15 protein-coding genes and 1 tRNA gene are annotated in these 12,861 nt (G+C 67.6%); 4 read left to right on the top strand and 12 right to left on the bottom strand.

Going from position 1 to position 12,861, the window contains the following annotated elements; genetic code table 11:
• Positions 1 to 15 precede the first annotated feature (15 nt).
• Genes E5P2_RS09580 through E5P2_RS09570 form a run of 3 tightly spaced genes read left to right on the top strand, consistent with a single transcriptional unit; the run spans position 16 to position 3,660 of the window.
• On the top strand, positions 16 to 873 hold the full coding sequence (locus E5P2_RS09580) for a bifunctional methylenetetrahydrofolate dehydrogenase/methenyltetrahydrofolate cyclohydrolase (RefSeq protein ID WP_162566866.1): 858 nt from the start codon (positions 16 to 18) through the stop codon (positions 871 to 873).
• A 45-nt stretch (positions 874 to 918) separates the two neighbouring features.
• The gene (locus tag E5P2_RS09575) at positions 919 to 2,967 is read left to right on the top strand and encodes a M3 family metallopeptidase (RefSeq protein WP_162566865.1); all 2,049 of its coding nucleotides are present in this window, start codon (positions 919 to 921) and stop codon (positions 2,965 to 2,967) included.
• A gap of 60 nt (positions 2,968 to 3,027) precedes the next feature.
• A complete protein-coding gene (locus tag E5P2_RS09570; RefSeq protein ID WP_162566864.1) occupies positions 3,028 to 3,660 on the top strand; it encodes a glutaredoxin family protein in 633 nt (210 codons plus the stop codon).
• A 12-nt stretch (positions 3,661 to 3,672) separates the two neighbouring features.
• On the opposite strand, the gene rpiA is transcribed toward E5P2_RS09570, so the two are convergent.
• The gene (gene rpiA / locus E5P2_RS09565; RefSeq protein ID WP_162566863.1) at positions 3,673 to 4,374 is read right to left on the bottom strand and encodes a ribose-5-phosphate isomerase RpiA; all 702 of its coding nucleotides are present in this window, start codon (positions 4,372 to 4,374) and stop codon (positions 3,673 to 3,675) included.
• A 40-nt stretch (positions 4,375 to 4,414) separates the two neighbouring features.
• Between rpiA and E5P2_RS09560 the strand changes: the two genes are divergently transcribed.
• The gene (locus E5P2_RS09560) at positions 4,415 to 5,482 is read left to right on the top strand and encodes a quinone-dependent dihydroorotate dehydrogenase (RefSeq protein WP_162566862.1); all 1,068 of its coding nucleotides are present in this window, start codon (positions 4,415 to 4,417) and stop codon (positions 5,480 to 5,482) included.
• Between the two features lie 32 nt (positions 5,483 to 5,514).
• Here the strand turns inward: E5P2_RS09560 and E5P2_RS09555 are convergent, their stop codons facing one another.
• The 11 genes from E5P2_RS09555 to E5P2_RS09505 form a co-directional block, all read right to left on the bottom strand.
• Complete coding sequence (locus tag E5P2_RS09555; protein WP_162566861.1) at positions 5,515 to 6,225, bottom strand: phage holin family protein; 711 nt, start codon at positions 6,223 to 6,225, stop codon at positions 5,515 to 5,517.
• A 75-nt stretch (positions 6,226 to 6,300) separates the two neighbouring features.
• A complete protein-coding gene (locus E5P2_RS09550; protein WP_162566860.1) occupies positions 6,301 to 6,609 on the bottom strand; it encodes a glycine zipper domain-containing protein in 309 nt (102 codons plus the stop codon).
• Positions 6,610 to 6,744: 135 nt separating this feature from the next.
• On the bottom strand, positions 6,745 to 6,981 hold the full coding sequence (locus tag E5P2_RS37675; protein ID WP_232080637.1) for a hypothetical protein: 237 nt from the start codon (positions 6,979 to 6,981) through the stop codon (positions 6,745 to 6,747).
• A 116-nt stretch (positions 6,982 to 7,097) separates the two neighbouring features.
• Positions 7,098 to 7,172 (bottom strand) — tRNA-Val (locus tag E5P2_RS09540).
• A gap of 63 nt (positions 7,173 to 7,235) precedes the next feature.
• Complete coding sequence (dnaQ, locus tag E5P2_RS09535) at positions 7,236 to 7,955, bottom strand: DNA polymerase III subunit epsilon (protein ID WP_162566859.1); 720 nt, start codon at positions 7,953 to 7,955, stop codon at positions 7,236 to 7,238.
• On the bottom strand, positions 7,955 to 8,293 hold the full coding sequence (gene fdx / locus E5P2_RS09530; protein WP_162566858.1) for an ISC system 2Fe-2S type ferredoxin: 339 nt from the start codon (positions 8,291 to 8,293) through the stop codon (positions 7,955 to 7,957). The genes dnaQ and fdx overlap by 1 nt, the downstream gene beginning before the upstream one ends.
• An 8-nt stretch (positions 8,294 to 8,301) precedes the next feature.
• Positions 8,302 to 10,158, bottom strand: a complete 1,857-nt coding sequence (gene hscA / locus E5P2_RS09525) for a Fe-S protein assembly chaperone HscA (protein ID WP_162566857.1) — start codon at positions 10,156 to 10,158, stop codon at positions 8,302 to 8,304.
• A 4-nt stretch (positions 10,159 to 10,162) separates the two neighbouring features.
• Positions 10,163 to 10,681: a Fe-S protein assembly co-chaperone HscB gene (hscB, locus tag E5P2_RS09520; protein ID WP_162566856.1), complete on the bottom strand. Its 519-nt coding sequence runs from the start codon at positions 10,679 to 10,681 to the stop codon at positions 10,163 to 10,165.
• A gap of 143 nt (positions 10,682 to 10,824) precedes the next feature.
• On the bottom strand, positions 10,825 to 11,148 hold the full coding sequence (gene iscA / locus E5P2_RS09515) for an iron-sulfur cluster assembly protein IscA (RefSeq protein ID WP_012747263.1): 324 nt from the start codon (positions 11,146 to 11,148) through the stop codon (positions 10,825 to 10,827).
• Between the two features lies 1 nt (position 11,149).
• Positions 11,150 to 11,566: a Fe-S cluster assembly scaffold IscU gene (iscU, locus tag E5P2_RS09510; protein WP_162566855.1), complete on the bottom strand. Its 417-nt coding sequence runs from the start codon at positions 11,564 to 11,566 to the stop codon at positions 11,150 to 11,152.
• 22 nt (positions 11,567 to 11,588) lie between these two features.
• Entirely contained in the window at positions 11,589 to 12,809 is a 1,221-nt protein-coding gene (locus E5P2_RS09505) for an IscS subfamily cysteine desulfurase (RefSeq protein ID WP_162566854.1), read from the bottom strand.
• Positions 12,810 to 12,861: the final 52 nt, after the last annotated feature.

Genomic DNA, 12,861 nt, shown 5'->3' with positions numbered 1-12,861 from the left:
GGAGAACTGAAAACGATGACAGCCCAACTGATCGACGGCAACGCGCTCTCGCAGCGGCTCCTGGCCGACGTTGCCACGCGCGCGGCCGCGCTCACCGCGCGCGGCATCACGCCGGGCCTGGCGGTCGTGCTGGTCGGCAACGACCCGGCCAGCGAGATCTACGTCGGCAAGAAAGTGAAGGCCTGCCAGGAGCGCGGCCTGCGCTCGGTGCTGGAGCGCTACCCCGCCGAGTTGAGCGAAGCCGACCTGCTCGCGCGCATCGCGGCACTGAATGCCGATCCGGCGATCCACGGCATCCTGGTGCAGATGCCGCTGCCCAAGCACATCGATCCGGCCAAGGTCATCGAGGCCATCGCGACCTCGAAGGACGTGGACGGCTACTCGGTGCTCTCGGCCGGCGAGCTGATGGCCGGGCTGCCGGGCTTTCGTCCCTGCACGCCTTACGGCTGCATGAAACTGATCGAGAGCACCGGCATCGGCCTCAAGGGCAAGCACGCGGTGGTGATCGGCCGCAGCAACACGGTCGGCAAGCCGATGGCGCTGCTGCTGCTGCAGGCCAACGCGACCGTGACGGTGTGCCACAGCGGCACGCCGGACCTCGGCCACCACACGCGCCAGGCCGACGTGGTCGTGGTCGCGGTCGGCCGGCGCAACACCCTGACGGCCGACATGGTGAAGCCCGGTGCCGTCGTGATCGACGTCGGCATGAACCGCAACGAACACAACAAGCTCGCCGGCGACGTCGACTTCGCCGGCGTGCGCGAGGTGGCCGGCTACATCACGCCGGTGCCCGGTGGCGTGGGGCCGATGACCGTGACGATGCTGATGGTCAACACCGTCGAGTCCGCCGAACGCCAGGCCGCCAAGGCCTGACGCCCACGCCTTGAATCCGCGCCTCATCGCCGCCAGATGGATCCCATGACCAATCCGCTCCTCGACTTCTCCGACCTCACCCCGTTCGACCGCATCAAGCCGGAGCATGTCGCACCGGCCGTCGACGCCCTGCTCGCCGATGCCGAGGCCGCACTGCAGACGGTGACCGCGCCGGAATTCCCCGCCGAGTGGAGCGCCATCGCGAAGGTGCTGGACGTCGCGTCCGAGCGCTTCAGCCGCGCCTGGGGCGCGGTCGGCCATCTCAATGCCGTGGCCGACACGCCCGAGCTGCGCGCCGCCTACAACGAGGCGATGCCCCGCGTCACCGCCTTCTGGACGAGGCTGGGCTCCGACGAACGTCTCTATGCCAAGTACAAGGCCATCGATGTCGCCACGCTGAACCCCGAACAGCGCCAGGCCCATCGCTACGCGATCCGCAACTTCGTGCTCGGCGGCGCCGAGTTGCAAGGGGCGGCCAAGACACGCTTCGCCGAGATCCAGGAGCGGCAGGCCGAGCTGAGCCAGAAGTTCAGCGAGAACGCGCTCGATGCGACCGATGCCTTTGCCTACTACGCCCAGCTGGGCGAACTCGATGGCCTGTCCGAGGACGTGGTCAGCACCGCGCGCGCTGCCGCCGAAGCCGAGGGCAAGGAAGGCTACAAGCTCACGCTCAAGATGCCGTGCTACCTGCCGGTGATGCAATTCGCCAGGAGCAGTGCGCTGCGCGAGACGCTCTACCGCGCCTACGTCACGCGCGCCAGCGAGTTCGGCGATCCGGCTTTCGACAACACCGCGCTGATCCGCGAGATCCTCGCGCTGCGCCAGGAAGAAGCCAGGCTGCTCGGCTATCCCAACTTCGGCGAGCTCTCCATCGTGCCGAAGATGGCCGAGTCGGCCGCGCAGGTCATCCAGTTCCTGCGCGATCTGGCGACCAAGGCCAAGCCCTACGGCGAACGCGACCTGGCCGACCTGCGCGTGTTCGCGGCCGAGCAGCTCGGCATCGTCGATCCGCAGCCCTGGGACTGGACCTACGTCGGCGAAAAGCTCAAGGAAGCGCGCTACGCCTTCAGCGAACAGGAGGTCAAGCAGTACTTCCCGGCGCCCAAGGTGATGGCGGGCCTGTTCAAGATCGTCGAGACGCTGTTCGAGGTGTCGATCGTGCGCGACAGCGCGCCCGTCTGGCATCCGAGCGTCGAGTTCTACCGCATCGAAAGGGCCGGCCAGAAGGTCGGCCAGTTCTACCTCGATCCGTCCGCACGCGCCGCCAAGCGCGGCGGCGCCTGGATGGACGACGTGCGCGCCCGCTGGCTGCGCCCCGACACCGGCGTTCTGCAGACGCCGATCGCGCAGCTGGTGTGCAACTTCGCCGACGGCGTCGACGGCAAGCCACCGCTGCTCACGCACGACGACGTGACCACCCTCTTCCACGAATTCGGCCACGGCCTGCACCACATGCTCACGCAGATCAACGAGCGCGACGTCTCGGGCATCAGCGGCGTCGAGTGGGACGCGGTCGAACTGCCGAGCCAGTTCATGGAGAACTTCTGCTGGGAGTGGGACGTGCTGCGGCACATGACCTCGCAGGTCGACACCGGCGAGCCGCTGCCGCGCACGCTGTTCGACAAGATGACGGCCGCCAAGAATTTCCAGAGCGGCATGCAGACGCTGCGCCAGATCGAGTTCGCGCTGTTCGACATGCTGTTGCACACTGCGTACGACGCGGCCGCAGCCCAGCCGGGCGACGTGATGGCCTTGCTGGGCAAGGTGCGCGACGAGGTCGCGGTGCTGCCCGCGCCGCCCTTCAGCCGCACGCCCAACACCTTCAGCCACATTTTCTCGGGCGGCTACGCGGCCGGCTACTACAGCTACAAGTGGGCCGAGGTCCTGAGCGCCGATGCCTATGCCGCGTTCGAGGAAACGGCCGGCGCCGATGGCGAGCCCAGCATCGAGACCGGGCGCAGATACCGTCAGGCGATTCTCGAAGCCGGCGGCAGCCGCAGCGCGATGGAATCATTCAAGGCCTTCCGCGGCCGCGAGCCGCAGCTCGACGCATTGCTGCGTCACCAGGGAATGGCCGAGGCGCGGCCCGCCTGAGGCCATCCGATGCCGCCGGAGCCTGAGATACTTCGGCCATCCGATCACGGGGAGTCATCGATGAAATTCAGCACTTACCTTTCGGCGCTCGGCCTGCTGCTGGTGGTCACCGGCGCGATCGCGCAGCCGGTCTACCGCCATGTCGACGGCAATGGCAAAGTCAGCTTCTCTGACCAGCCGCCGTCCGCCGATGCGCGGCCCGCGGCGCCGGGACCCGGCATCTCGCCCAATGCCAACGCGGAACTGCCCTATGAACTGCGGCAGGTCGTGCAGCGCTACCCCGTCACGCTCTACGCCGGCGACGAGTGCGGCGCGTGCAGCGCGGGCCGCTCGCTGCTGATCACGCGCGGCGTGCCCTTCGACGAGCGCACCATCAAGTCCAACGCGGACATCGATGCGCTGCAGCGCCTGAGCGGACAGAACTCGCTGCCGCTGCTGGCCATCGGCTCGCAGCAGCTGAGGGGCTTCTCGGACGCGGAATGGTCGCAATACCTCGACGCCGCCGGCTATCCGAAGAGCACCCAGCTGCCGGCCAGCTATCGCAATCCGCCGGCGCAACCGCTGGTCGCGCAACAGCCGGCCGCACGACCCGCCGCGGCGGCAACGCCGGCACCCGCAGCGCCGGCACCGGCCGCCGCGCCTGCGGCCGCGACCGGGCCGACGCCCGGCAATCCCGCCGGCATCAAGTTCTGAGCGGCCGGCCGCTCAATCGAAGCGCAAGGTCTCCACACCCGCCGCGGTGCCCAGCAGGCACACGTTGGCCCGCTGGTGCGCGAACACGCCGACGGTGACCACGCCAGGCCATTGGTTCACCTCGGTCTCGAAATCGAGCGGGTCGCTGATGCGCAGGCCGGTCACGTCGATGATGTGCTGGCCGTTGTCGGTGACCAGCGGCACGCCATCCTTCTCGCGCACCTGTGCCAACCCGCCCAGCCGCGCGAACTGCCGCGTCACGCGTTGCACCGCCATCGGGATCACCTCGACCGGCAACGGAAAGCCACCGAGCATGTTCACGCGCTTGGACGCATCGGCGATGCAGACGAAGCGCCGCGATTGCGCCGCGACGATCTTCTCGCGCGTGAGCGCGGCGCCGCCGCCCTTGATCATGTAGCCCCGGCCATCGATCTCGTCGGCGCCGTCGATGTAGACGGCCAGTTCCTCGACCTCGTTGCTGTCGAAGACCGGAATGCCCAGCGCGCGCAGACGCTCGGTCGATGCGGTGGAACTCGAGACCGCGCCCCGGATATCGTCCTTGATCGCCGCCAGCGCATCGATGAACTTGTTGACCGTCGAGCCGGTGCCGACGCCCACGATCTCGCCCTTCACCACATAGTCCAGCGCGGCGCGGCCGACCAGGGCCTTGAGTTCGTCCTGCGTCAGGACGGAAACGGGAGCGGGTGATGTCATCGGGGAGAATCCTTGGCTGTCTGAAGCCGAGAATTATCCAATGCCCTTGCTGCTGCCTTCCTCGCTCTACGTCTTTGCCCGCCCCTTCCTGTTCGGCTTCGACCCGGAGCATGCCCACGAGCTCACGCTCGACGCGCTGGCGCGCACGCAGAACACGCCGCTCGCCTGCGCCTATGCGGCGCCGCGCACCGAGGACCGGGTTCGGCTCGCCGGCCTCTCGTTCCCCAACCGGGTCGGGCTCGCCGCGGGACTCGACAAGAACGCACGCTGCATCGACGCCTTTGCCGCGATGGGCTTCGGCTTCGTCGAGGTCGGCACCGTCACGCCCAAAGCGCAGCCGGGCAATCCGAAGCCGCGCATGTTCCGGCTGCCGCAGCGCGATGCGCTGATCAACCGGCTCGGCTTCAACAACGACGGGCTCGAAGCCTTCGTCGCGAACGTGCGCCGCGCGCGCTTTCGTCGCAGCGATGTCAAAGCGCCGATGCTGCTGGGGCTCAACATCGGCAAGAACGCCGCCACGCCGATCGAGCGCGCGGTTGACGACTACCTGGTCTGCCTGGATGGCGTGTACCCGCATGCCGACTACGTGACGATCAACATCTCGAGCCCCAACACGGCCAACCTGCGCTCGCTCCAGAGCGATGCGGCGCTCGACACGCTGCTCGGCGCCATGGCGGACAAGCGCGAGGCGCTCACCGCACGGCAAGGCAAGCGGGTGCCGCTGTTCGTCAAGATCGCGCCCGACCTCGACGAGGCGCAGGTGGGCGTCATCGCCGCCGCGCTGCGGCGCCACGGCATGGATGGCGTGATCGCGACCAACACCACGCTGGCGCGCGATGCGGTCGCGGGATTGCCGCATGCGGACGAGGCCGGCGGCCTCTCGGGCGCGCCCGTGAGGGACGCCAGCAACCGCGTGATCGGCCAATTGCGCGCGGCACTGGGTGCCGATTTCCCGATCATCGGCGTCGGCGGCGTTCTCAGCGCAGCCGACGCCCGCGGCAAGATCGCCGCCGGCGCGGACCTGGTGCAGATCTACACCGGCCTGATCTACCGCGGCCCGGCACTGGTGCGCGAAGCCGCCCAGGCGCTGCGCCGGCGCGAGGCCTGAGCGACGGCGCGCCTGTTGTCGTCAGCAGCGCATCAGCGCATCCGCCACAACACCGGAACGACGACGGCAGCCCAGCGCAGCAAGCGTCGCGGCCCGAGCACCGCGACGGCGGCCGCGGTGGCGACGCCGGTGGCGACGGGATGTTCGCGCGCGACCCGCAGTGCGGTGCCACCGATGGATTCGTCCGCGGGCGGTGCTTCGGCTGCAGCCCTCTGCGCCGCCTGTGCGGCATCGGCCGGCGAACCCTGCAAGGTCGCGATGCGCTGGCGCTGGCGCTCGATGCGCGCCAGCAGCTCTTCGCGGCTGGCAGGCCGGGCTTCGCGCGAACTCTCGGCGTGATGGTCCATGCCGAAGCGGTCGTGGAACCATGCCAGGTCGCGCTCGAACTCGCGACGCGCCGGCTCGAAAGCGTCTGATGACGCGCGCAGCTGGGACAGCAGCGCCAGCACGGCCACCAGCCAGAGCCCGCTCCACACCGCGGCCACCGACCAGGCCGCCGTGACGCGGTACGGCGTGTCCCAGAAATGGACGACGACCGCGACCGACAGCAGCGCGATCGCGATCGTGGTCAGTCCGATCACCGCGATCACGAGGCCGAGCACCAGCTGCAGGCGCTTCTTTTCTTCGCTCCAGGCGAGCTGGATCAGCTGAACGCGGTCCTGGGCCGCCAGTGCGCCCTCTCCCGCCGCGATGCGCCAGCGGCGAAGGTAGCGGTCAAGCCCGAGGAGCGAGAGCAGCCTCATGCCCAGTCTCCGCGCGGGCCCGCAGGCCCGCGGCAGGATGATGTGGATGCTCGCCGCGCGCCGGGTGCCGCACGCTCAGCGGCGACCAAGCAGCAGGCCCACCAGCACGCCCACCGCCAGCGCGGCGCCGGCGATCTGCCACGGCTCGTCGTGGGCATAGGCGTTGGCCGTATTGGCCGCCTCGCGCGCCTTCTTGGCGGCAATCCGGCTCTTCTCCGCCGCGAGCTCGCGCGCGATGGCAAGCTTGCTGTCGATACGCTGGCGCAACGCCTTGATGTGCGGCACGGAGTCGAGATCCTTGCTCGCGAGTACGCCGCGGACGTCGCTGGCGATGTCTTCAGCGACGGCATTGGCCGCCGCGTCGAGATTGCTGGATGCAGTCATTCAGGGGTCCTCCTCGATGAGGCCGGCACCGCGCCGGCCATTCCACGCCGGTGAGCGGCGTGGCATTCCATGGTACATGGCCGCGCGTGCCTGCGACAGCGCCGGCGTCCGTTGCGAATGATCGGAAGGCGCAGATCAGGCCATCGCCGTCATGCGCCCATGCCGCCGCCAGCAGAACGCGGCCGCACGCATGACATCGCGGTGGACCCGCACCAGCCGCACGTGGGAGCGAGAGCGCTCCGGCTGCAACGGGAAAGGACTCTCGGGATCCGTGGGATTCCCGGGCGGAGGCGTCGGCCCTTCGTCGGGTTCGACCGGAAGATCCGGCGGATCGGGCGTGATGGGTGTCGGAAGCTCGGGACTGGTGGCCATGGCGATGCTCCTTGATCCCGCCTGTATGACGCGCACTGTCGAGCGTGGCCGCAAGCGCACGACCGCAGTTTGCGTCGGCGGGAGCCGACACATCTTAGAACCGAAAGGAGGGAATGTGGTGGGCGGTGGAGGTTTCGAACCTCCGACCCCAGCAGTGTGAATGCTGTGCTCTACCCCTGAGCTAACCGCCCGTGGCGCCATCGCAGATGGCGCCGGTGGATTTCGCTCGCCCTGCAGCGGCGCGAAGCCTCGGATTATGCCACAGCACCTTCGCTGTTCTTGCGAAAGAGGGTGCGGCCGTTGCTCGCCTTGTCGAGCTGTTTCAGCAGCTCCTCGTGGGCGGCCAGCTCGTGCTCGGTCGCGACCAGCACGGGCAGCTCGATGCGGCTCAGGTCGACGGCGACGACGGCGCCCAGGACCGGCTCGTTGGAGGCCACGTCGATCAGCAGCGCATCCTGGCCGCGCGTCAGGTTGATGTAGACGTCGGCCAGCAGCTGCGCGTCGAGCTTGGCGCCGTGGAAGGTGCGGTTCGACCGGTCGACACCAAAGCGGTCGCACAGCGCATCGAGCGAATTGCGCTTGCCCGGATACACCATCTTCGCCATCGCGAGCGTGTCGGTGACTTCGCCGACGAAGCTGCGCAGGAGCGGCAGGCCGGCAAGCTCGAGTTCCTTGTTGAGGAAACCGACGTCGAAGGCCGCGTTGTGGATGATCAGCTCGGCATCGCGCAGGTACTCGACGATGTCGTTGGCGAGCGTCGCGAACTTGGGCTTGTCGCGCAGGAAGTCGGTGGTCAGGCCATGGACCTTGAGCGCATCCTCGTGGCTCTCGCGCTCGGGGTTGAAGTAGATGTGGAGGTCGTTGCCGGTGAGCTTGCGGTTGAACAGCTCCACGCATCCGAGTTCGATGACGCGGTCCCCGTTCTCGGCGGACAGGCCGGTGGTTTCGGTGTCGAGAACGATCTGGCGCGACATCAGTGGTTCTCCTTCGCGTGGTTGATCGAGTACTTCGGAATTTCGACCGTCACATCGGTCTGCGCCAGTATCGCCTGGCAGCTCAGCCGCGACTGGGGCTCGAGTCCCCAGGCGCGATCGAGCAGATCTTCCTCGCCCTCTTCCGCCTCGTTGAGCGATTCGAGTCCCTGGCGCACGACCACGTGGCAGGTGGTGCAGGCGCAGCTCATCTCGCACGCATGCTCGATGTTGATGTGGTTCTCGAGCAGCGCCTCGCAGATCGAGGTGCCCGCAGGCGCGCTGATCTCGGCGCCCTGCGGACAGTATTCGGAATGAGGAAGGATCTTGATCGTGGGCATGAAGACTTCTAGAGAGATTCGATCCGCCGGCCCGAGAGCGCATGCGCGATCCCCGCGTTCATGCGCTCGGCGGCGAAGGCTTCGGTTCCATCGGCCAGGGCCTGGGTCGCTGCTTCGACGACCGCCGCATCCTCGGCCGAGCGGGCCGTGCGCAGTGCGGCCATCAAGGCTTCGATCGCGCCGCGCTCCTCGGCGGACAGCAGCTCGCCGTCGGCATCCAGCGCGCTCTGCGTGGCCAGCAGCATGCGATCGGCATCCACGCGCGCCTCGACCAGTGCGCGCGCCTGCATGTCCTGCTGTGCGGTCGAGAAGCTCTCCTGCAGCATGGTCGCGATCTGGTCGTCGGAAAGACCGTAAGACGGCTTGACGGTGACATTCGCTTCCACGCCGCTGCCCTGCTCTTTCGCGCTCACGCTCAGCAGGCCGTCGGCATCGACGGTGAAGGTCACGCGAATGCGCGCGGCGCCCGCGACCATGGGCGGGATGCCGCGCAGCTCGAAGCGCGCGAGGCTGCGGCAATCAGCCACCAGGTCGCGTTCGCCCTGCACCACGTGCAGCGCCAGCGCGGTCTGGCCGTCCTTGTAGGTCGTGAAGTCCTGCGCCATCGCGGTCGGAATGGTCTGGTTGCGCGGCACGATGCGCTCGACCAGGCCGCCCATGGTCTCGAGGCCGAGCGACAGCGGGATCACGTCGAGCAGCAGCAGGTCGCCCGTGCCGCCGTTGCCGGCGAGCTGGTTGGCCTGGATCGCTGCGCCGAGCGCAACGACTTCGTCGGGGTTCAGGTTGGTGAGCGGCTCGCGGCCGAAGAAGTCGGCGACGGCGCGACGGATCTGCGGCATGCGTGTGGCGCCGCCGACCAGCACGATGCCTTGCAACTCTTCGCGCTGCAGCCTGGCGTCGCGCAAGGCCTTGCGCACCGCCGCGATGGTGCGCGCCGTCAGCGCGGCGGTTGTCGCCTCGAATTGCGCGCGCTGGAGATCGACCTTCACGTCGCCGCCTGCGAGTTTCGCCGCGAACGTGGTCGACTCGTGCGCCGACAGTGCTTCCTTGGCGGCACGTGCTGCCGTCAGCAGCACGGCCTTGTCGGTGTCGTTCTGCGCCTGGATGCCGGCCTGCGAAGCCACGAAATCGGCGAGCGCATGGTCATAGTCGTCGCCGCCGAGGGCCGAATCGCCGCCCGTGGCGATCACCTCGAACACGCCCTGCGTGAGCCGCAGGATCGAGATGTCGAAGGTGCCGCCGCCCAGGTCGTAGACCGCGTAGACGCCTTCGCTCGCGTTGTCGAGCCCATAGGCGATCGCGGCAGCAGTCGGCTCGCTGATGAGGCGCAGCACGTTGAGGCCGGCGAGCTGCGCCGCATCCTTGGTCGCCTGTCGCTGGCCTTCGTCGAAATAGGCAGGCACCGTGATGACGGCGCCGTAGAGCTCATCGTCGAAGGTGTCCTCGGCGCGATGGCGCAGGGTCGCAAGGATCTCGGCGCTCACTTCGACCGGCGATTTCTCGCCCGCCACGGTCTGCACGTGGACCATGCCGGCGTCGCCCGCGAGGCCATAGGCCATCGCATCGCGATGGGCGATGTCCTGCAGGCCGCGGCCCATCAGCCGCTTGACCGAGGTGATGACGTTCGCAGGATCGACGCTGCGCGCCGCCAGCGCGTCGAAGCCGATCTGGCGGCGGTCCTTGTCGAGATAGCGCACGGCCGAGGGCAGCACGACGCGGCCCTCGGTATCAGGCAGGCATTCGGCCACGCCGCTGCGCACCGCCGCAACGAGCGAATGCGTGGTGCCGAGGTCGATGCCGACCGCGACGCGCCGCTGGTGCGGGTCGGGGGCCTGGCCCGGTTCTGAGATCTGGAGCAATGGCATGGCGCTATTGTCCCCACTGGTCGGACTTGGCCTCGACGTCCTCGGCAAAGCGCTCTATGAACATGAGGGCTCTCACCTGGCGCGACGCAGCCGGATAGTCGCCCTTCTCGTCGATCAGCCAGTCGAGCGAGGACAGCGCGCGTGCGCGGCCGGCTTGGACTTCCGTGCGCAGCTTGTCGAGCGCCGCAGCGTCCTGCGCCTCGGCAAGCGCCTCGCGCCATTCCATCTGCTGCATCAGGAAATCCGGCGGCATCGCCGTGTTCTTCTCGGCATTCACCGGAGAACCGTTCAACTCGCACAGATAGCTCGCGCGCCGCAGCGGATCCTTGAGCCGCTGGTAGGCCTCGTTGATGCGCACCGACCACTGCATCGCCACCCGCTGCGCCGCAGCGCCCTGCGCCGCGAACCGATCGGGATGCACCTCCCGCTGCAGTTCTTTCCACCGCGCATCCAACACCGCGCGGTCCTGCGCGAAGGTGGCAGGCACCGCAAACAGTTCGAAATCGTTGTCGTCGAGCTTCATGGCAAAAAAATACCGCCGACATCATCAGCGGCGGCAGCGTGATTCGTGAGACACCGCGGATCCGGCTCCGCCGGTCCGCCGGTGTCGCCCCCGGCAGGGGGAAGGCGAAGCGACACGAAGTGCGCGAAGCCTGGGGGCGAGCTCTAGATCCTAAAGCTCTCGCCGCAACCGCATCGGTCGCGCTCGTTCGGGTTGATGAACTTGAAGCCCTCGTTGAGCCCTTCGCGCACGAAGTCGAGTTGCGTGCCGTCGATGTAGGCCAGGCTCTTCGGATCCACCAGCACCTTGACGCCATGGTCTTCGAACACCACGTCCTCGGGCGCGAACTCGTCCACGTACTCGAGCTTGTAGGCCAGCCCCGAGCAACCGGTGGTCTTCACACCCAGCCGCACGCCCACGCCCTTGCCTCGCTTGCCGAGGTAGCGGGTCACGTGGCGCGCGGCAGCTTCTGTCAAGGTGACTGCCATGTCAGTGAACAGCTTCCGTCGTCGTTGCCACGGCCGCGCCGTGCTTGGCCTTGTAATCGTTGACCGCTGCCTTGATCGCGTCCTCGGCGAGGATCGAGCAATGGATCTTGACCGGCGGCAAGGCCAGTTCCTCGGCGATCTGGGCGTTCTTCAGCGCCGCCGCTTCGTCGAGCGTCTTGCCCTTGACCCATTCGGTCACGAGCGAAGAAGACGCGATGGCCGAGCCGCAGCCGTAGGTCTTGAAGCGCGCGTCCTCGATCACGCCGGTTTCCGGATTGACCTTGATCTGCAGCTTCATGACGTCGCCGCAGGCGGGCGCACCGACCATGCCGGTGCCCACCGAGTCGTCGCCCTTTTCGAAGGAGCCGACGTTGCGGGGATTTTCGTAGTGGTCGATGACCTTGGATGAATATGCCATGGGGTTACCTCTTGGATCGTTGTCAGTGCGCCGACCACTGGATCGTGCTGATGTCGATGCCGTCCTTGAACATCTCCCACAGCGGGCTCAGCTCGCGCAGCTTGGCGACGTTGTGCTTGATGGTCGAGACGGCATAGTCGATTTCTTCTTCGGTCGTGAAACGGCCGATGGTCATGCGCAGGCTGCTGTGCGCGAGTTCGTCGCTGCGGCCCAGCGCACGCAGCACGTAGCTGGGCTCGAGGCTGGCCGAGGTGCAGGCCGAGCCGCTCGACACCGCCAGGCCCTTGATGCCCATGATCAGCGACTCGCCCTCGACGTAGTTGAAGCTGATGTTCAGGTTGTGCGGCACGCGGTGCTCGAGGTTGCCGTTGATGAAGACCTGTTCGACGTCCTTCAGACCGTCGAGCAGCCGCTGCTGCAGCGCGCGGGCCTTGGCGATGTCTTCCTTCATCTCGAGCTTGGCAAGGCGGAAGGCCTCGCCCATGCCGACGATCTGGTGCGTGGGAAGCGTGCCCGAACGCATACCGCGCTCGTGCCCGCCGCCGTGCATCTGGGCTTCGAGCCGCACGCGCGGCTTGCGGCGCACGTACAGCGCGCCGATGCCCTTGGGGCCGTAAGTCTTGTGCGAGGCCAGGCTCATCAGGTCGACGGGCAGGGTCTTGAGATCGATGTCCATCTTGCCGGTGGCCTGCGCTGCGTCGACATGGAAGATCACGCCCTTCGCGCGGCAGGCATTGCCCAGCGCGACGATGTCCTGGATCACGCCAATCTCGTTGTTCACGAGCATGACGCTGGCGAGGATGGTGTCGGGACGGATCGCCGCCTTGAACTTCTCGAGGTCGAGCAGCCCGTCTTCCTCGACGTCGAGATACGTGACTTCGAAACCCTGGCGTTCGAGATCGCGCATCGTGTCGAGCACGGCCTTGTGCTCGGTCTTGACGGTGATCAGGTGCTTGCCCTTGCCCTTGTAGAACTGCGCGGCGCCCTTGAGCGCGAGGTTGTCCGACTCGGTCGCGCCGGAAGTCCAGACGATCTCGCGCGGATCGGCACCGATCAGGTCGGCCACCTCGGCGCGCGCCTTTTCGACCGCCTCTTCGGCTTCCCAACCCCAGGCGTGGCTGCGCGATGCCGGATTGCCGAAATGCTCGCGCAGCCAGGGAACCATCGCGTCGACGACACGCGGATCGACAGGCGTGGTCGCGCCGTAATCAAGGTAGATCGGAAAATGAGGAGTGACGTCCATGGCTGGCTCGGGCTGGCGTGGGTTTATCTTTTGTCGTGACGGCATCGAGACG

Origin of the sequence: Variovorax sp. SRS16 (assembly GCF_901827165.1) — a bacterium.
Lineage (GTDB): Bacteria > Pseudomonadota > Gammaproteobacteria > Burkholderiales > Burkholderiaceae_C > Variovorax.
The sequence above is the reverse complement of the archived record's forward strand: the minus strand, read 5'-3'. Positions and strand labels throughout refer to the sequence as shown.